Annotated in this window: 8 protein-coding genes; 3 read left to right on the top strand and 5 right to left on the bottom strand. The window is 69.0% G+C overall.

Annotated features, from left to right (window positions below; translation table 11 throughout):
- Positions 1 to 6: 6 nt before the first annotated feature.
- The 3 genes from EL272_RS11415 to EL272_RS11405 all read left to right on the top strand — a co-directional run bounded on the left by EL272_RS11415 (position 7) and on the right by EL272_RS11405 (position 5,382).
- A complete protein-coding gene (locus EL272_RS11415; protein WP_082793873.1) occupies positions 7 to 957 on the top strand; it encodes a polyprenyl synthetase family protein in 951 nt (316 codons plus the stop codon).
- 561 nt (positions 958 to 1,518) lie between these two features.
- Positions 1,519 to 3,816 (top strand): Ig-like domain-containing protein, encoded by a 2,298-nt coding sequence (locus tag EL272_RS11410; RefSeq protein WP_061787945.1) that lies wholly within the window; start codon positions 1,519 to 1,521, stop codon positions 3,814 to 3,816.
- Between the two features lie 1,272 nt (positions 3,817 to 5,088).
- Positions 5,089 to 5,382 carry a hypothetical protein gene (locus tag EL272_RS11405; RefSeq protein ID WP_126409436.1) on the top strand — a complete coding sequence of 98 codons (294 nt, stop codon included), beginning with the start codon at positions 5,089 to 5,091 and terminating at the stop codon, positions 5,380 to 5,382.
- Between the two features lie 979 nt (positions 5,383 to 6,361).
- Here EL272_RS11405 and EL272_RS11400 read toward each other — a convergent pair.
- The 5 genes from EL272_RS11400 to EL272_RS11380 form a co-directional block, all read right to left on the bottom strand.
- A complete protein-coding gene (locus EL272_RS11400; RefSeq protein WP_061787943.1) occupies positions 6,362 to 7,927 on the bottom strand; it encodes an SWIM zinc finger family protein in 1,566 nt (521 codons plus the stop codon).
- Positions 7,924 to 11,223, bottom strand: a complete 3,300-nt coding sequence (locus tag EL272_RS11395) for a DUF5682 family protein (RefSeq protein ID WP_061787942.1) — start codon at positions 11,221 to 11,223, stop codon at positions 7,924 to 7,926. The genes EL272_RS11400 and EL272_RS11395 overlap by 4 nt, the downstream gene beginning before the upstream one ends.
- Positions 11,220 to 12,305, bottom strand: a complete 1,086-nt coding sequence (locus EL272_RS11390) for an ATP-binding protein (protein ID WP_061787941.1) — start codon at positions 12,303 to 12,305, stop codon at positions 11,220 to 11,222. The genes EL272_RS11395 and EL272_RS11390 overlap by 4 nt, the downstream gene beginning before the upstream one ends.
- Positions 12,306 to 12,488: 183 nt before the next feature.
- The gene (locus EL272_RS11385) at positions 12,489 to 15,764 is read right to left on the bottom strand and encodes a hypothetical protein (RefSeq protein ID WP_061787940.1); all 3,276 of its coding nucleotides are present in this window, start codon (positions 15,762 to 15,764) and stop codon (positions 12,489 to 12,491) included.
- A 22-nt stretch (positions 15,765 to 15,786) separates the two neighbouring features.
- Positions 15,787 to 20,394 carry a hypothetical protein gene (locus tag EL272_RS11380; protein WP_061787939.1) on the bottom strand — a complete coding sequence of 1,536 codons (4,608 nt, stop codon included), beginning with the start codon at positions 20,392 to 20,394 and terminating at the stop codon, positions 15,787 to 15,789.
- Between the last annotated feature and the right edge of the window lie 33 nt (positions 20,395 to 20,427).

Raw genomic sequence — 20,427 nt, 5'->3', positions numbered from 1 at the left:
GTCATCTTGACCCTCGACATCGAAGCCCTCTCAATCCGCTTCGAGGAGCGGCTGCGGCAGGTCGCCGTGGCTGACTCCCCGTTCGTAACCGAGGCCGCCAGCCACCTGATAGCTGCCGGGGGAAAACGGTTCCGGCCCCAGCTGGTGTATCTCGCATCGGGGTTCGGTGGTGAGGTGGATGAGGAGCAGCTACTCAAAGCCGCCCTCGTGATGGAGCTGACCCACGTCGCGAGCCTCTACCACGACGATGTCATGGACGAGGCCGATGTACGCCGTTCCGCGCCGTCCGCGAACTCCCGGTGGGGCAACTCCATCGCGATCCTGATCGGCGACTATCTGTTCGCGAAGGCGTCGATCCTGGTGGCGGACCTCGGCGCCGACTACGTGCGGCTCCAGGCGGAGACCTTCACCCGGCTGGTGCAGGGACAGATAGCGGAGACCCGCGGCCCGGGGACGGGTGAAGCGCCGCTGGAACACTACCTGCAGGTTATCGCCGACAAGACGGGCTCCCTGATCGCCGCCTCCGCGCTGTTCGGGGCGATGATCGCGGGCGCCCCGCAAAGCATTCGGGAAGCCCTGGCGGCCTACGGCGAGGAAATCGGGTTGGTGTTCCAGCTGAGCGACGACATCATCGACATCACCAGCGACGTCACCGGCAAAACCCCGGGCACGGACCTGCGCGAGGGGGTACCGACGCTGCCGACGCTGCTGCTAGAGGCCTCCCGCGACCCAGCGGACCAGCCCCTGAAGGACCTTCTCGCGGGGGACCTGAGCGACGACGCGGCCCTCGCGGAGGCGTTGGCGGTGCTGCGCGCCCATCCCGTCGTCGAGAAGGCGAGGGCCGAGGTTTGCCGCCACGCCGATCTGGCGAGGCAACACTTGGCGCCACTTCCCGAGGGGGATGCGAAACAGCTGCTGCTCCAGGTCTGCGACGACCTGGTGAAGCGTTCCGCCTGATCCCGCCCGCAGGAAATCAGGCCAGGTCCCGGCTGGCCGGAGTCGCGGCGCCGCCGTGGGCCGGACCTGCCGGAAACGGGGCGGGCTTGCGGTCCACGACCACCCCGGCCCGCAGCGAGGGCCGGCGGCACCACGCCGCGGCGGCTGCGCGTGTGCCCGGGGCCGGGAGAACCCTCCGGGGCCGCGTTCTCGACTGCGTGGTGACCTTGCGGTATCTCCTCTTGCGGTACCTCCTTTCGTTTCTTTCGTTTCGGCAACCTCGGCGAAACGATTTCTGAGGGTTGCCTAAGTCGATTGTGGCGAGTTCTCGAGATGTTCCCCGGGGCCTGGACGGCGAACGGCCGGACCTTTGCGTTTCAAGCGCCTGTTTCCGGGCTGTGACGCGACGGAGAAGATCCCGGGGTGGTCGCTCATGAGTGGTCGCCAAAAAGGCTTGTGTGTGACGAAAGCAAGGGTCCCGCCCAGCCTGCGAATGTCCTAATGGTGTGAATCCCGACCAACTTGTGTTAACGTTCGTCAGCCCCCGAGTGGTCAGCCGATCGGAGGACAAGAAGCACAAGCATGATTTGGGAGGGAAACTACGTGTTGAAGAGGATCAAACCTCGCAGCGAGTGGAGGCCGATGGCTTTCCTGCTCGCATTCCTGATCGGCGTGGCCGGTCTGGTCGTCGGGAGTCCTGCTGCGCAGGCCACCGAGGTGGACGCCATCGATCCGGGAAGCATCCGCATCACGAGGGTCGACGAGGAGAGTTCCAAGCTCTACCTCTGGACCGCCATCAGGATCGACGCGAACTGGAGGATTCCCGACGGCACCGGAAAAGCTGGGGACACCTTCAAACTCGGCCTGCCCGGGGAACTCGACGGCACCGTCGGAAGCTTCGAGCTGAAGGGCAAGGACGGCGATCCGCTGACCTACGGCACCTGCGAGGTGGCGAGGGGCGAGGTCACCTGCACCCTGAACGCCAACGTCGAGGGCAAGAACAACGTCGGCGGATCGCTGTGGGTGCGGGCCCAGGTGGTCAAGCGCACCGATGCTGACAAGCTCACCTTCGTCCTCCGCAACGGCGTCAAGGCCGAGGTGCCGCTTCCCGGTGGGCAGAAGGGCATCGGCTACAACCCCACGCTTCCCACCGTGACCTTCAAGTCCGGTTGGTTCCCCGGCGATGACCAGACCGCCATCCACTGGCGGATCGTGGTTCCCGGCTCCAAGGTCGCCGACCGTTCCCGTATGACCATCACCGACACCTACCGGGTGGAGGGCACCAAGTTGACCCTGGCCGAGGGCAGCCCGAACATCTATTGGATTCCCAACACCCCGGAGTGCTGGAACGAAACCTATGCCCCGAGCTGCCTCCACAAAATTGACAACTCCACCACCCCGTCGCTGACCCTCACCCACGACGAGGACAAGAATGTGGTCAAGGCCGTCATCGACAACAAGGGCCAGAACTTCCAATCCGACCGGATCTTCATCTTTGACATGCGGGTGAAGACCGAGGGGACCATCGCCCCCGGGGCGCAGTACACCAACAAGGCCACCGTGGATGCCGAGCAGCGCACCGCGACCGCGGTCAAGAACGTCTCGGGCGGCGGCACCGGCTCCGGTGACACCGTCGGGCATCTCGCCGTGAAGAAGACGGTCGTGGGTGGCCAGGTCTCCGGCGACACCACCTACCCGGTGGCCTGGTCCTACCAGTACAAGGGCCAGACGCGCAGCGGCGAGCTGGCTGTGAAGGCCGACGGCACCCTCGAAACCCTCAACAACGTCCCGAACGGCACCGTGGTCACCCTGACCGAGAAGGTTCCCGCCGGCGGCGACATCGACTACGGCGACCCGGTGTTCTCGGGTCAGGGCGTCAAGGACGGGGTTCCCGACGCCAACAGCGCCCAGGTCACCGTCGAGGGCCTCAAGACCGTCGAGGTTTCCCTCACCAACCACGTGAACCCGAAACTGGCCCCGGTCGAGGTCACCCCCGGCGTGTGCAAGCCGGGTTCCAGCGAGCCCTCCGAACCCACCGTCAAGGTGGGCGAGACCGACGGCATCACCTATTCCGCCCCGAAGCTCACCACCTCCGGTGACAAGGTGACCGTCGAGGTCACCGCCACCCCCGCATCGGGCAAGGAGATCGATGACCAGCACCTGCCGGAAGGCTGGAAGGCCAACGGTGACGGCACCTACACCTTCACCACCACCATCACCCAGCCGAACTGCGTGAAGACCGTCACCCCCGTGATTCCCACCGTCGGTGCGCAGGTGTGCCCCGTCGACTCCACGACCCCGGTGCCGCCGTCGGTGACCGGTGTCGAGGACACCGACGAGATCGACTACAGCGAACCCCAGGTCACCAGCAGCAACGGCCAGGTCACCGTCGTCGTCACCGCCACGGCGAAACCCGGCTACCGGATCGACACCGACAAGCTGCCCGAGGGTTGGAAAGTCGTCAACGGTGTGGTCACCTACACCAAGACCATCACCCAGCTCGCGTGTGACCTCCCCGTGGCGCCCACCATCGATCCCGGCGTCTGCAAACCGGGTTCCACGACCCCGTCGCAGCCCACCGTCAAGGTGGCCGAAACCCCCGGGGTCACCTACGGCAAACCGGAGATCAAGGTCGCTGACGGCAAGGTGAACGTCACCGTCACCGCCACCGCCCAGGACGGCCACGAGTTCGGTGGCCCGATGCCGGAGGGCTGGAAACGGATCGACGCCAAGACCGCCGTATTCACCGGCGAGCTCAAGGCGCCCGTCTGCGATGTCCCGGCCGCGCCCACGCCGAGTCCCTCGGTCACCCCGACCCCCACGGTGACCCCGGCCAAGCCCGTTCCGGTGAAACCGGGTCTGCCGAAGACCGGCTCCTGATCCCGCGCCTGTGCTGATCGGGCCCCGATCCCCTCTGGGATCGGGGCCCGATCGCTTTGGAAACGACAACGAGAGTTTTCCCGGATGTCGCATCGGAATCTTGTTCTTCATCAATGTGCCAAAGATGGAGATGAGGGAAACCCGCCGAACCGCTACGCCTGCGCGGGTGCGCGGTACATCGTGCGATGCCGGGGATTTCTGCCCGGCGGCGCCACCCACGTCTGGAATCAGACCGGGATGAGCGGCCGATGGGTGATCGACGATCCGTTCCCGGCCCCACCCTGGCCGTCAAACCGGGCGAGGTGACCCTGTACCGGTTTCCCAACCACATCCCTTTGTGCTGGAACGCGACCTGGCGTACCGACTGCCGGACCGTGACCTACAAGCAACGACGCCGCCAGCACGGTCCCGGCCGAGACCGTACTCCCCGTGGAATCCGGCTGCACGGCGGGCGGCCGGGCCAGGACCGGCAACCCGAACGTCAGGGCCGACGGCTGAGGCTGGTCCCACTGATGGGATCACGTATTCGGCTCCGGAGTTCATCAGGGCCGGGCAATCGATCCAGTCATTCGTCGACGTCCGTGCGCTTTGGCCCATGTCTTCGCAAAAACCCCAGTCATTTCCCATTCAACAGGCAATGAGCAAAATATTTGCTCATTGCTGTCGCTCCTCCAGATTGACTTTCGGGCCGAAAACACGGGGTTTCCTGGACGAACGGCCAGAGTTTTCAAGCGTCGCCCGTGCGGAAACGGATAACTTCTGTTAGGGTGCGTGCCGTTCAAAGTTTCAACTCCTTGGAGAGATGGGGGCGGGTTGAAGTTCGGGGGCAAACGCAATGTCCGCAGATCCGGTGGCCTTCCGGGAATGATCGCGGCCGGTGTTCTGGTTGCAATTTCGGTTGTCGGGACGTGGGTCGTCACCGAGAGCAGGATCGCTCCGGGGGAGGCGGAACGGCATGGGGAATCTACCGTCTCGGGGAGCCGGCTGGGTCTGTGGTTGAATCCCGTGGATACCGGGGAAAGACTCGCATCCAGGAACGTTATTCGCGTCTCTCCGAGCATTCAATCCCCCCGGGTGGGTGACGATGAGGGCGACGTTTTCCAAAACCATCCGCCGGTATCGAACCTTCAGGCCGGCGTGGCCTCGGTGAGGAAGGCGTCCCGCGGCGAGTGGGAAACGAACTCTTCCGGAATCCAGAAAGGGGGGCATGCTTTCCTCGTGAGTGGCGGGAGGATTCACTCCCGGGAAAATTCTTTTGTTCTTCCGGTTTCCGTGGCGAACGATTCCCCGGCTTCCGGTGTGCGTCAGGAGGCCGCGGCCGAATTGTTCTGGTTTCTCCTCCCCGGAACTGGCGAGCGGGCCGTGCCCGTCTCCCCGGGGACGGCCCCCGGGGCGCTCGTATCCAACCAGCAGAGGCAGGGCACCCCGGGCTCTCAGGGCGCGAATACCGAGGAACCGGCCCAGCCCGGCCTGGTGGCGGGGCTGCTGGGCGTGGTCGCGGTGGCCGGCGCGCTGGTCGGCAGGTACGCCGGATACCCCGCAGGAAAACGGGAGGGCCGGAAATGACCCGGTCCGGTGTCGTCGCGGCATCCAACCCGGGGTTTCTCCGGAACGCAGATATTTTCTCGCCCCCGTACCGGTGCGGTGGCCCGGGGTGTGGGGAAAAGGTCCGGCAGGAGCTCTTGCCCGGGTCAATGCCATCTTTCCCGGGGAAAGGCAATGCCGGGTGCGAAACGTGAAGAATCCAGTGCAAACGCGAACCCGGGGTCTGCCCGGCGGGTGATGCCATCCCTTTCCCCGCTGGGTCAGAATTATCCCGCGCAATTCATCCCCGACGGGAAGCCGTCTCGGATGACGCGTGGAATCCCTGAACCGTGACGATCGAGAATTGAAATCCCCGGGAAGAGCTGGAACTGCCCGCGACCATGACGATCCAATCCTGTCCCGGGAAAATGATTTCAACCAATGATTCCGGCTCCTCGGTGAGCCACTGGAACGGGGCGCCTTGTGCGCCCTGGGGGTGGAGAGCCGCGTCCCCCCGCGGCAGGCGGCGCAATGGCGCGTCGCGCCCCCTGTGGGGGGTGGGATTCAGCTCTGCCCGAGGAATCCCGCCCCTCCAACCGCTTGGCCGTTCGGCAAGTAACCGGTCATTGTCGTCCTTTCGGAGGACAAATTTTCCTGATAGCTTCAACGCGCTGCCGATTCACGCGAGTGAGTTCAGGGGGATTCCGGGATGGGGAAACAGGCCGACACGTGGGGTGCGTGCATGGTCGCCATGGGGGTGGCCGCCATGCGTGGCCCGTCGACCGTCCTCGCGGGTGCACCGGTGGTTCACACGGGAACCGGTGGACCTTCGGAAAGGAACCTGAACGGCAGCGAGCCGGGGGCCGATTCTGGTTCTCCCGTCCGTTTTCCGGCGCCATCGGCACCGGAAAACGGACGGGAGACCGCGTCGGACCCACGGCGTAAATGACGCGGGGGTGCGTCCTGGAGGAGGGGCCTGTGGCTGGATGGGTCTGGCCCCTCCGCAAGTTTTCGTGTCAGTTCAATACTCGCTGAGCCGCAACCAGGCCCGGGCCAGGGCGTCCGGGTCCTGCGCCCAGGTGCCGTCGAACCGGCGTTGGCCCCGCGTCGTGGCCTCCGCCAGATCAGTGAGCAGCCGGGAGGCGAAGGGTGCCCCGGCCGCCTTGAGCCAGGCCGTGTCCTTCGCCAGCAGCGGCGAGGAAAGGACGCCGGGCCCGGCGTCCAGGACCCGCTCGCACCAGCGCCTCGTGGTCTCCGTCACCTGCGGCGAATCAACTGTCCAACTGGTGACGTCCCCGGGTTCGGGATCATCGGGGAGAGCGGGAAGATTCCCAACCCAGGATCGCGTCACCGCGTCCAGGCCCGGCCACCAGAGCCCACCCAGGGATCCGGGGATCCGGATCAGGCCTTCGGCCGATGCGCTCAGGCCCAGCAGTTGATTCCCGCGCGCCAGGCAGGTGACGAAGGTACCGGTGGCGGCGCCGAACAGTTCCGTGGCCAGCCCGGCCCTCAGCACCCGGGCGGCGGGAAGCAGCTCCAGCCGCCGCCCGGCGACGAGCAGCCCGCGCCTGTCGCCGGCTTCGATCCCGCCCGAGACCACCTCGAAACCTTCCGGGACGTTCTTCCATGCGCTCCAGGGGGCCTGCACGGCGGCCCGGACCTGCTTCCCACCGCCCAGGCGGCCGTCGAGCCGGGCCGTTGCGTCCGCCACCAGCAGCCGGTGCCGGGACAGGGTGAAGGGGGACTCGCTGATCCCGCCCCAGGCCTCCCCGGCCTCGTAGCGGGCTGCGATGTCGCGGGCGGTGCCGGGGCACACCCGGGCCAGCGACCAGGTGTTTTTCCACTGGTCCTGGAAGGTGACCTGCGTGCCGGCGAACCCCGAGGCGGTGATCACCGGTTCCGCGAACAGCGGCGTCAGCGTGAGCCCGCCGATGTCCTGGTACGGCTGCCGGGGTCTGCCCAGCAGCTCGTCGGCGTCCTGCCCGTCGGCCAGCCCGCGCAGCCGGTGCAGGTTCAACAGGGCCGCGGAGAACGCCGCCACCCGGGGGCCCGGGGCCTGGCCGAGGGAACGCACGAAACCCGTCAACGCCCGGTCCGCGACGACCAGCCCGTGGACGCGCATCCGGTGCAGGTCGGCGGCCAGGCCCGCGCGCTGGGCGGCCCCCAGCCTTCCCGCGCCCCTCAGCAGCACCTCGGTCAGGTGCTCCCAGGCCAGGTCGGCGGTGGCCGACTGCTCCCAGGTGATGGCGCGCGCACCGGCCCGGGCGGCCTCCTCCGCGAGCCTACGCAACCGCTCCGCCGGGTTGCGCAGGTCGATCGACGGGGCGGCCGGGGTCTCGTCGTCGGCCACCTCCAGACTGAGCGCGACGGCCGCCCGATGGGCGCAACCGGGGGACAGCAGACAGTTACAGGTGATGTGTTCCTCCGATGTGGCGACCTCCACGTCCGCCAGACGCACCGTCGCGTTCCCGAAACCGATCTCGGGACCGATCAGCACCGGATCGGCCAGCAGGGCGTCCACCCGCCTGCGGACCCGCGGGGCGAGCGAATCGGTGATGGACGCCATCAGCGCGGGGGAGATCCTCATCGCGACCCCTCCCTGATCACGGCGCCGACCCAGCGCGCCAGATCCAGCGGCGAGACCGCGGCGACTCGCATCCCGGCGCCGGCCACCCTTGCCGCGATCCCCGCGTTGTAGACGCCGGTGCCGGTGTCGTTCAGGGCCGCGCAGCCAAGCAGCGTCACCCCGGAGGTGGCCAGGGCCTCCACCTCGGCCAGCAGGGGGACGTCGGAACCGAACTCCTCGAAATCGCTGATCAACACCAGCAGGGTGCGGGAGGGCACCCTCACCCGTGATCGAGCCACCCGCAGCGCGGATGCGATGTCCGTGCCTCCCCCCACCGAGACCTCCAACAGCAGCGCCAGGGGATCGTGGACGTGGCCGGTGAAGTCCAGCACCTCGGTGCTGAACGCCAGGAAATCGACGTCGAGAGCGGGCGACTCCGCGAGGATCGCCGCGGTCAGGGCCGAATAGACCACCGATTCCGACATGGAACCCGACACGTCCACCAGCACGATCAGGTGCCAGTCGATGTCGCGCGCCATCGGGGCGTGGAACACGGGATGGACGGGCACCACCTGGGGTCGCCCGTCGAGGGGAACCACGTGCCGCAGGTTGCCCCGGATGGTGCGATCCAGATCCAGACTCCCGGTGCGACGCCGGGTGGGGCGGCCCGTCGCCAAGCCGCTCAGGGCCGGGCGCAGCCGGATCGCCAGCTCCGCGCCCAGCTCCTTCACCAGCCGGGCCACCAGGGGACGCAGCCTCGCCAGCCGCGCCTCCGGCAGCGCCCCCCGCAGCGACAGGGCGGTGGCCAGCAGGTCCACCGACGGGCGCACCGAATCCGGATCGAGCCGCTCCACCACGTCGCCGCGTCCCCTCGCGGCGGCCTGTCCGAATATCTCCTGCACCTCGTGCTCACCGAAGAGGACCTCGATCTCGTCCCGCCACTGCCGCACCCCCAGCTGCGACGGACCGTTCCCGGAGCCCCGCCGCCCGCCGTCCAGGGAGTCCGAGTCCGGGCGGCCGTACAACTCGTCCAGGGCGGAGGCCATCCGGCGGCCCCGGTGCGACAGCCTTTCCCGTTCGGTGCCCAGCACCAGCCGCCACCGTTCCGCCGGAGGGAAGGCCAGATCGGCCAGCCCGAGAGCGGCCAGGCGGTCACGGGCCGCGGTGTCGTAGCGGGTGGCGGCCAGGGTCTCCTCGGGGCTCAGCACCAGGTCACGGGCACGCCCGAGTTCGCGGGCCAGGTCGGTCAGGAGGGCCTCCCGTGCCTGCTCGGGCAGGACATCGAAGCCGCCCCGCAGCGCGGGCAGCAGGGAGACGAACTCGTCGTCGGGGATGCCGCCCACCCGATCCACCAGGGCGATCGTCGCCGGGGACGAGTCGAAGCGGGGCAGCGCAGTGGTCAGCAACCCGACCAGCCTCCGGCGCAGGGCCCGGCGCGCATCCGGGGTGGGGGCGTCCAGCCAAGACGCCACCCGGCCGGCGGAATCGTCGTCCAGCAGCAACCCGGCGGCCGCCCCCTGCATGAGGGGGGAACCGTCCCCGGCGAGTTGCTCCAGGGCGTGCCCGAGGCTCAGGGCGTGGGAACCGCCCTGAGCGACGAAGACCGCCAAGGCCCTGGCGTCCTCGGGATCGTCGGAACCGCGGATGCCGCGTAGTTCCCGCACCGCGGCGGAGGTGAACTCGTCGCGCAGCTCGGCGGCGCGCATCCGCTGCTGCTCCGGCAGCAGCGAGGCCCCGGGAATGTGCGACGATGCCACCTCCGCGAGAGCGACCGACAGCGCGACGGCATCCGTGAAACCGACCCGCCCGGCCAGCGGGCCCACGAGCCGGAAGGCCCGTTCCATCGCCGATTCCAGGGCGCACCCGGCGGCCTCGGTCAGCAGCGCCGTGGCCTCCTGGGGGGTTTCGACCTTCCGGGTGAGCAGCACCGTCGCCGCCACCTGCTCGGGGGTCAGGCCGCGTGGCGCGGCCAGCTCGATGCTGGCCTCCGTCGCCGTACTCCACCTCAGATCCCAGCTCAGCCCCACCATCTCCGCCCCGCGAGACAGACCCTGGCTGACGGGGGAGGCGAAGGTGACGCCGCCGGTGAACAGGCGCATCAGCAGCACGTGGCGGCGCAGGTCCCGGGGGTTGCGCAGCGGTTCGAGATACAGCTGTTCGTTCTTTTCCAGGGGAATCCGCAGGGCCTCCAACTCTGCCAGGATATTCGCCCGCAGCGCCGAGACGGGCGTTCCGGGTGCCACCTGGCCGGAACGATCCCCGATCAGCACCTGCTCCAGGGCCTCGGCCACCACCCGGCCCCGCCCCAGCACCTCCCCCTGGGCCAGCACAGTGGTGGCCGCCTCGATCAGTTCCCGGCGCGACGGGGCCGCCAGCCCCCGCAGGGCCGCCAGGTCGAGGGCCATCCGCGTCGTCTCGGCAGCCTCCCCGGGGCCGGCGGGATGCCCGGCGGCACGCAGCCGCCGGGTGATTTCCGTGATCAGCCGGGTGGCCTCGTCACGGAGACCGCCGGGGGCCAGTTCCGAGGCGAGGACCACCTGCTGCCAGCCGGGGTCACGGATGCCGGCGGGATAGCCTGAACGGGAGTCCAGCTGAGCGAAGGTGTAGCGCACCAGGCAGCCCGCCACATCGGGGCCGGCGGCGTCGAGAGGGCCGGGTTCCGGGGCCAGCAGGGCGGCGGCATGGAACGAACCGACCATCGCCGCCACCCGGCGGCCCGCCGACAATTCCCGGCCCAGCACCCGGTTCATCCTTTCCTCCCGGGCCCGGGTGTGGGCGTCGATCCTGCCCTCCGCCCTGCGGAGCGCCCAGCCGTGGGCCAGTGCCGCGACCCGCAGCTGTTCCGGGGCGGAGCCGGGAGCCGGGGCCTCGACGAGCCGGTCCCAGGCCTCCTGGGTGTCATTTGCCCGGGCCCGTGCGAACAGGGCGTCGCGGCCCCGGGAATCGCCGGGGGATTCCTCGACTGCCTCCTCGGGTTCCGGGGCCGTGACCGGAAGGTCCAGGCAGACCACCGGCACCGAGTTGGCCCGCGCCCAGCGCAGCGCCACCAGCTCCGGGGAGAAGTCCGCGAACGGGTAGAAGCTGAGCCCCTCGCCCCGGCTGAAGGCCATGGCCAGCGGAGCTACGGCCTCGGGATGGGTGAGCCAGTCCAGCCAATCGGCGGCCTCCGCGGGCAGTTCGACGGCCAGCACGTCCGGCGCGAACCCCTCCAACAGGTGGGGTGTGGCCACCGACATGGCGGGGGAGTGGTGCCTGATCCCGATCAGGAACGGAGCCCGGCAGCCGGTCAGCTCCGCGAGCTCGGTTTCCGTGGTCATGCTTCGAGCACGTGCCGCTGCTCCCAGAGCTGCACCCACGTGTGGCGGCCATCGGCGGCGCGGCGCTTCACGACGGAATCCCAGTAGGCGAGCAGACGCGCGCCGTCCTCCGAATCGTCCTTGCGGACAGCGCCGAGGAGCTGTCCCGGGATCAGACGCACCCCGTCGCGGGCGTGCGGGAAGAACGCCCCGGCCAGCGCGATGGAACCGGAGATGGCCACGGCCTCGGCGGTGGACAGCACCGTAGACGGTTTCTCCACCGCCCAGCCCTCCTGGCTCACCCCGGAACGCAACTCCCGGAACGCCGTCACCAAGGTTTCGACCACCACCTCGTCGACCTTGGATCCGGCGCCCGCCGCGGCAAGGGCCTGGCGGGTGCGTTCCATCACCAGGGCGATCTCCGCGCCCGCGTCGGCGATCGGCTCCACCGCCTCGAAGTTGAAACGGCGTTTCAGGGCCGCGCTCATCTCCGAGACGCCACGGTCCCGCAGGTTCGCCGTCGCTATGACACAGAAACCCGGGGCGGCGTGGACGGCGTACTCGCCGAGCTCCGGCACCGCCAGACGGCGTTCCGAGAGCACCGAAACCAGCGCGTCCTGGACCTCCGGCAGGCAGCGGGTGATCTCCTCCACCCGGGCCACCCGTCCCGTCCGCATGGCCGCCAGCACCGGTGAATCCACCAGCGCGTCCTCGCTGGGGCCCCTGGCCAGCAGCTGCGCGTAGTTCCAGCCGTAGCGGAGCTGGTCCTCCGTGGTGCCCGCGCTGCCCTGGACCGTCAGGCCACTGGTGCCGCAGATCGCGGCCGACAACAGCTCGGACAGCATCGACTTGGCCGTGCCCGGTTCCCCCACCAGCAGCAGCGCCCGCTCACCAGCCAGGGTGATGACACACCTCTCCACCAGGGACACATCCCCCACGAACTTCCGGCTGATCTTCAACCTGTCGTTGCCGCAGACGAAGGCCACCACCGCCTGCGGGGTGAGCAGCCAACCCGGTGGCCGGGGTCCCTTCTCCTCGGCGAGCCGGGCCAGCTCCTCGGCGTGACGCACCTCCGGTGGCGGCACCTGCTGCACCTGCTCCATGGGGACCTCCTCGGGTTTCCTGACGTGTGCGATCAAGCTAGCAGGAGGCCCCGACAAAACCGGCGCCCCGGGGCACGCGGGTGCTTCACCCTTCCGGGGTTTGCCGGCAGGCGGTGAAGCGCCGGGAAGCTCAAGCGGATGAGATCGGGTTCGTCCACCATTCCGGTTCCTCGGTGCCGGTGATCACCGGGGACCGGGCACGTCACCCGAGGCGTAGCGTTCCCAGGTTTCGCGGAACAACTGCCCACCGGGGACCCGGGGCAGCTGGGGGCCGCCGTGGCCGAAAAGGGCACCGAGCCTGGCGGCGGCGAACACCGGCGCCTTCCACTCCTCCAGCGGAAAACTTGGGGCCTTCTCCTCCTGCCACCCGCCCGGAAGGAAAAGGGAGCGGCCCGCCCGGGGTCGTTTCGCCTCCACGACCAGGCCCCGCTTCAGCAACTCGGCGCCCGCCCGGGAGCGTTGCGCCCTGCCCCAGCCGTTCCAGGTGCCGATGTTGCGATCCGTGGGTCCCGGCAGCGCGAGCAGCTGGAGGAAGTAACGGGCCGCGTCCTCGCTGATGCAGCAGGAAGCCGCCGCCGAGGCCACCGCATCGGGGGCGGTCACGAACGGATCGAAGCCGTATCCCGGTTCCAGGACGCGCAGGTCCGCGGCGATGGGGTCGAACAAGCCCTCGATGACGCAGATCACATCCATCAGTTGTTTTCTCATGATGCCCCGGTCCGGCAGGCCCGAGACCAGGTCCCGTTCCGCCCGCCAGTCGGTGATCTCAGCGGGGTGCCAGTGAAGATCGAAACCGGACCTGCCCCTTCTCAGGTGCCAGGCGCCGGCATGATGGGTGTCTCCTTCCGGGTCCAGGCCGAGGGCGCGGAACACGCTCTCGGCCTCGGACGGCAGGAGGGGGAAACGGTGACCCCTCCCGGCGCAAGCGGTTTTCAGGGCGTCGAAGCGCCCGGCCAGCCAGGGACGCAACGGGTTGGAACGCTCCAGGTGGTGGGCGAGCCAGAGCATGCCCGAGGTCATCCGCGGCTCCACTTCCTCGCCCCGGGCGAGCCTAAGCAACTCGTGGCCCCCGGGGGCACGGAAGGCCTTGTCAGCTTCGGCGAGTGCTTCCTCCGGAATGAGCACGCGGTTCCCCGATTCGCTGCGCCAGACCGCGATCATCGCCTCGACGTCGAGACCTTCTTCGACCACGCGCTGCGGATCCCGGGCGCCTGCGACGAGAAGCCGCACCAGCAGGTCGGTGTCCAGGTCGATGAGGAACCTGCGGGCAGATGCGAGCTGCGCCGCGGTGCATCCCACCAGTTCCCGGATTTCCTTTTCGAACCCCGGGTTCTCGTCGCGGTAGGGGCGCCGATCCGGCAACGCGGCCAGCATCAGGGAGGAGGCCGTCTGGGACCAGCCCGTTCCCTCCGCCAGGCGCGCCGCCCGGGCCGGATCCCAAGGGGGCGCACCCCGCGCCAACAACTGCTGGAAGGCGGCCACCACGGCTTCTCCCGGAACCGTGCCGGCGGTCGCCCTGATCCTGGCCGGGGACCCGGCCACCTCGTCGGGGGCCGTGCCCTGCTGGCTGAAAACCAGCAGGGTTGTGGGCGCGTGGCCGCGGGCGGCCAGGACGAGGTCCCGCCCGGTTTCTCGCTCAACGATTTCCTGGCCGGGTCGTGCGGAAAGGTATGAGAAATCCTTCCGGGACTCGAATTCGTACAGCACGTTCCGGGGCGAGCAGAGCCCGTTGTCCACCATGGAGGCCAGCAGGCTGGCCGCCCCGCCCGCCTGGTCCCGGGAAACCAAGGGGCTGGCCGCCAGGGCCAGGAAAACCTCCGGGCGGGTCAGGGGTAGGCACAGGGCGGAGAGATCCAGCAGCGGCGCCGGGCCATCACCCCGGAGCGCCCCGGCGAACGCGTCGATGTCCGCGCGGGAAATGCGCCGGTTTGAACCGAAAGGACTCGCCGAGAAGGCCAGCTTCGCCGACGGCTCCCACCGCTCGAATGGCCCGGTGGGCCCGGACTCGTCTCCGCCGGTTCCCTGCGGCTGGCCGAGATGCCCGATCAGCCGGGTCACCTCGCTCCTCAACTCCGGGGGCGCTGAATCGGATTCGACCCAGCGGGCGGCCAGCTCCCGGGTTCCCTCATGGGACAGCAGCGTTCCCGCATCGCCGCGCCGCAGCCGCCGTTCCAGGCTGCGCATGACCAGGTCAGCGTGTTCGCTGCGGGCCAGGAAACTGAGTTCACCGCGTTCGGGTTGCTCCAGCCACCGGTCGAGTTCCAGGCGGTCCTGATGCCCGGTCCTCGTGATCGAGACCCGCGCCCCGGCCTCCAGGAGGGCGTCGAGGAGTTCGGGTTCCAACCGGCGCATCTCCACGGCCAAGTGGATCGGTGCGCCCCGCAGCCCGGGGAGCCCGCGGATCAACCCGCACAGCCTCCGCGGGTATTCGCTGCGCTGGCGGGAATGGTATTGGGCCAGGTAGGACCGCACCCAGGAGGCCGCGTCGTGTTTTCCGGTGCGCAGCTCGTCGGCGATGCCGGTGGCCTCCAGGAAGAGCATCCAGTCATCGGATTCGACGTTGCCGGGTGACAGCTCCAGCAGTGCATCCCGGATCTCGGGGCGGCGAACGGCCACCCGCGTGAAGAACCCGAGGTTGGCTTTCCAGAACTCCCGGGTGGCCCTGCCCAGGGTGGGTGAGGCGAGTAGCCCGGCGCACACCCGTTGCTCCACCTCGTCCTGGTCCACCCCAGCGGCCCGCACGAGAAGTTGTATGTCGGAGCCGAGCCGGGTGTGGGGTGGCAGGCCGCCCCTAACCCGGTCAAGGGCGAGTTGCAGGAAACGTTCCAGAGCTTCCCTCGGCGTTGTGCGTTCCAGCAACGAACGCGCCTCGGCGGAGAGCTCCTTGGCGTTGACGGCCCCGGCAAGGGAGAACTCCAGGAAGACCCGGCGGTGGCGTTCCTCGTCGATGGGCAGGGCGTGGGTTCGCTCGGCCTGGCGGGCCTTCCCGAAAAGAGAGGCCGCCATCTTGGGATTGCCCTCCCTGATGAAAATGCGCCCCGCCTCCTCGAGGAAGGTCGGTACGAAATGCGGCACCGAACGCGCGAGCCTCCTGGCGAGCCGGGTCAGGTGATCCCGTGTGTCCCCGGCCGAGTTCCGTGCCCTGCGTTCGGCGTTCCTGAGCTCCACGACGAGATCCAGGGCCTGCCCGGCGTTGGCGGGGTCGTGGGCGATCGGCCAGGCCGGGAAACCGATGGCGGCATCGCGAGCGAATCCCACGGACCTTGATCCCTCCGGGGCGAATCCCGCGGCTGCGAGACGGGAATCCTCCACCGCCACGGCCCCCACACCCACCAGCCGCACCACTCGACGGTTCCCGATGGCGGGATGGGTGTAGGTCCTGGCCACGACCGGGGCGGTGCCCGGCGTCGCCCCGGCGGCGATGCCACCCAACTCGATAATCCGGGAATCAGTGGTCATGGTCTCCTTTCCACCCGACCGGTCAGCGGCGGCGGTGGCGTTCCGTGCGCAACTCCTCGTAACCCGGGACGTCGCCCTCGCGATAGCGACGCCAGGCTTCGACGAACAGCTGATGGTAGGGGACCAGCGGCACCACCACGCCCTGCTTCGGCTCCACCTTCAGGGTATCCAAAAGGTCGTAGAAGGGGGCCTTCCAGACCTCCATGGGCAGGTGTGGGGAGCTGGCCTCCTGCCAACCCCCGGGCAGGAACAGGGTACGTCCCGCCCGGGAGCGTTTGGCCTCCAGGACGAGGCCTTTCTCCAGCAGCGGGGCCGCCGCCTCGACCCGGGCGGTTTTCTTCCAGGCGTTCCAGCCCTCGACGTTCCTGTCGGTCGGGTTGTGGAGGGCCAGTAGCTGCAGCCAGTAACGGGAGGAGGCCTCCGGCAGGCCGAGGGTCTCGGAGACCTCGGCGACCACCCGGGGGGCGGAGACGAGCGGGTCCTGCTGGGGCCCGGGGATTCCGGAACGCAAATCCTTTTGGATGGCGTCGAAACCGCCCGTCAACACGCTGATCCGGCCGAGCAGGTTGTCCCGGAAATCCAGGTCCTCGGGGATGCCCGCCGCCAGGGTCGCCTCCGTTTCCCAGTCGGTGACCTTCGCCGGATCCCAGGAGATCGTGTCGTGGTGGCGGGCGGCGGTGATGGTCCAGGCCCCCTGGGAGACGATCGACCCCTCCGGGGTTTGTTTGGTGCGTTTCGACAGGCCCAGGAGGACCCGCATCTTCCCGTCGTTCGTGTAGTCGTTCCAGCCGGGCGACGGTTTTCCGCAGCCGGCCCGGATGACGTCGAAACGGTCGGCCAGCCACGGGCCGAGCGCATCGGAGCGGTCCACCTTGGTGGCCGCCCACAGCCAGATGCTCAGGTGGCGCTCGTCCAGTTCCTCCTGCTCCGCCAGTTCGCGGAGACTATTTGCCCCGCCCCAGCGGAACTCCTTTGCGGCCGCGGCCAGCAGCTCCTCGGGAAGCTGGATGCGGTCACCCCGCCAAGTTTTCCACCATTCGATCATGGCCTCGACGTCGAGGCCCTCGCGGACCGTCCTGACCGGATCCTGGGCCCCGGCCGCGAGCAGTTCGACCAGGACCCACACGCCCAGGCCCTTCAGGAACTCACGCGCACCGGCCGCCTCCGTGACCTTCAGGCCCAGGAGCTCCCGCACGGGTTTCGGCAGGTAGTTGTTGTCCCAGCAGTTCAGGTTCGGCAGGCCCGCCAGCAGCACACCGGCCGCTGCCGGCGACCAGCCCAGGCCCTCGGCCAGCCGGTCCCTCCGGGCCGGGTCCCACGGGGCAGGACCGTCGGACAGCAGCTTCTCGAAGGCGGCCACCAGTGCCTCGGGGGAGAGCCCCCGGGAGCGGTGGCGGGGCGTGGTTTCGTGTCCGCCGAGGTGGGGTGGCACCCCGCCCGTGGGCGAGAACACCAGCATTCTGTTGTCATCGAGCCCCAGGGCGGTCGGCGAGAACACCGATGTCCTGTCGTCGTCGAGGCCCAGGGCGATCGCGGCACCGGTGGGTGTCTCGACCAGGGTTCCCGTCTCGCAGCGGAACGGGTCATTCCGCGAATGCGGGAAATCGAAGACGCAACCCTCCGGCGTGTAGAGGCCCGCGTCCAGCACAGCGGCGACGGCCGCGGCGGCCCCGCCGATCCTGTCGCGTTCCCGGAACGGAGTTGCGGCGCAGGCCAGCAGCACCTCCGGGTGGGTGAGCAGCAGGTGCAGCCGGGAATGAACCGCCTTTACCCTCACCTGCTCGCCGGCCAGGCGGCGGGCCAGGGCCAGCACGGTGGAACGCGACGTGGTCGCCCCGCTGCGCCACCCCAGCACGTTCCAGACGGCCAATTCGTCAGAAGGTTCCCACTCCGCGAAGGTGCCCGGCACCGTCTCCTCTGCGGCTTCCCGGGCCAGGGCCCGGCCCTCATCGACGATCCTCTTGACGCGGCCCGTGAGCCAGATAACCGAATCCACCAAGGCCGGGTCGGCCGTTCCCAGGAGGGTCTCGGCTGCGGCGCGGGCCTCCTCGGTGATGAACTGTTCATCCACCTCTGCGTCGGTGTCCTCCAGCAGGAAGTTCAAGCCGTCGGCGTCGCATCCCTGCTGCTGGTTCGCGGCGGGCGTGGCTGCCAGCAGGGCCGTGGCCATCTCCGGGGTCACCGAACGCAGCCCGGCGCTGGCGGCCTCGTCGCGCACCTGGAGATGGTGCCACCCCACCCGGGGCAGCCGCGACAGCAGATGCGGCTGCCCCAGCGCATCGGATGTGGACAGGAAACGCTCGCCGGTGGGGTCGCGGTGAAGACCGTTCGATTCGTCGACCAGCCAGTACCCACCGCCCGGGCGGCGCACCCGGGCGGTGAAGAAACCCCCGTCCGGGCCGGCATCCAGCCGGTAACCGTCGATTCCCAGGAAACGCCGATCGCCCTCCCTCGAGAGCACCACCCAGCCGTGCACGCCCTCCTTCTGGGGCAGCGGGGAACCGGGAACGGTCACCGGGGCCCACAGCAGGGTGCTGGCCAACAGTTTCCAGCCGTCGCGGAGGTGTGGTTCGACCAGCTCGGCCAGGCCGCTCGGCAGCGATTCGCGTCCCGGATTCCCGGTTTCGGGATCGACCTCCCGGATCCCGTCGCCGTCCACCCAGTAGGTGTTGCCGTCGTGCAACACCTGTTTCAGCTGGTTGAACGGTGATTCCTGGTCCCCGACCCGCAGCACCCGTTGCCCGATCAGGCGTCCGGAGGCGACGGGGAAGGACTGGGCGCTCCGGGGAATCCGCCAGACGTAGGATGCCTTGTGCGGGTGGGCCGGATCATTGGACCAGACGAACCACTCGTCGTAGGAACTGTCCCGGTAGTAGCAGCCCGTCACCCCGTCGACCAGGACGTAGCGCCAGTCCTCGGGACGGAAGCCCTTGGGAATGGTGAACGTGGCCTCCGCGACGCGCCTGTCGCCCTCCACCCAGATGACGTGGCCGTTCCTCGCGACACCGACGGCGGGCCAGGATTCGTGCAGGGTCACGTCGTCGCCGAGTTCCGCGGCCGCCTTCTCCAACTCGGGCCAGGTGTATTCGGTCAGCACCCCGTCGCGCAGTGCATCGGCCAGCAGCCTCGGGGCGTCCAGGTGCGAGACGAAGGCGGCGAACTGGTCCGGATAGGCGGCCCGCCCCTCGGAGGTGAACAGTGGCCGCAGCCGTTTCAGTTCCGCTGCCACTTCCAGGGCGGTGGCGTCCTTCCCCAGCCTGGGGGCGGCCCAGCGGCCCAGGAGTTCCCGGGTGCCGGAATGGGACAGCAGCAGGTGCAGGTGCCCCTGCCCGATCATCAGTCCCATGTTCTCGAGCCCGAGCGCGGCGTGTTCGCTGCGGGCCAGGTGTTCCAGATCGGGGCGTTCCTGCTGCGCGGCCCAGCGGCGGAAGTCCAGTTTCCTCCAACCCGGGTCCTCCTCGAAGACCACCCGGGCTCCCGCCGCCAGCAGCGCATCGAGCACCTCGGGTTCGAGTCTCCACAGGTTGTTCGACAACGTGACGGTGGTTCCCCGCAGGCCGGGCAGCTGCCTCAGCAGCAGGCACAGTTTCCTGGGATAATCGGCGTTCCACTGGTCCTGCAGCATGCGGATGTAGCGTTCGGCCCAGGCAGCCGCGTCGTGTTTTCCGGAACGCAGCTCGTCGGCGATGCCGGTGGCCTCCAGCACGTCGACCCACATGTCGGGACGCATCCTGTCCGGGGCCATGCCGAGCAGCGTCTGGCGCACCGACTCGTCCCGTTTCGCCAGCTGGATCAGGGGCTTGGAGTAGCCGTCCCAGAAAACGGTGGGGGCGTGTTCGATGGCGGGGGAACCGAGCAACGCGGACAGCAGCCCGGTCTCCACCTCCAGCCGGTCGGCCCCGGCGGCCCTGATCAGGCGGCGCATGTCCGTCGGGAGACCCGCGTAGGGCGGCAGGCCGCCGCGGACCCGGTCGATGTTGAACTTGAGGAACAACTCAAGGGCGTCCGCGGGGGCGTGACGTTCGAGGAGGGTCTTGGATTCGTTGGTGAGCTCCTTGGCGCTCAGCGCCCCCGCCAACGCGAACTCCAGAAGCACCTGGCGGTGGCGTTCCTCATCGATGGCCAGACCGTGCACCCGCTCGGCCTCGCGGGCCTTGTTGAAGAACTGCATGGCGTAGCTGAGGTTGTCGTTGCGCAGGAAGATCCGCGCGCCCTCCTCCAGGAAGGTGGGGAGGAAGTGCGGGGCGGAGTTCCCGAGCCGCCCTGCCAGCTCGTCGAGGAGCTCCTTGGCCGGGCCGGCCTTGCTGCGAGCGAGTTTCGCGGCCCGGTTGAGATCACCGACCAGGTTCAGGGCGTGCCGGGAATTGGCCGGGTCCGTGATGATCGGCCAGGCCGGGAAACCCATGGCGCGGTTGCGGACGTGCCCCACCCCGGCGGCCCCGTCCGGGGTGAAACCCAGCACGCCGAGACTCAGGTCCTCCACCTTGGCGAGGTTCTCCCGGACCAGGCGCACCACGGTGCGGCCCTCGAACTGGGGATGGGCGTAGCGACGCGCCTGCAGGGCCACGGTGTCCGAGACGGCGGCGGAGGAAACACCGCCCAGTTCTGCGGCTCGGGAATCTGTGATCATGCGGGGAACCTTAGGGTGGGGAACTGACAATTT

It is taken from the genome of Arachnia propionica, from assembly GCF_900637725.1.
GTDB lineage: Bacteria > Actinomycetota > Actinomycetes > Propionibacteriales > Propionibacteriaceae > Arachnia > Arachnia propionica.
Note: the sequence above shows the minus strand (reverse complement) of the source record. Positions and strands in the feature narration are given on the sequence as shown.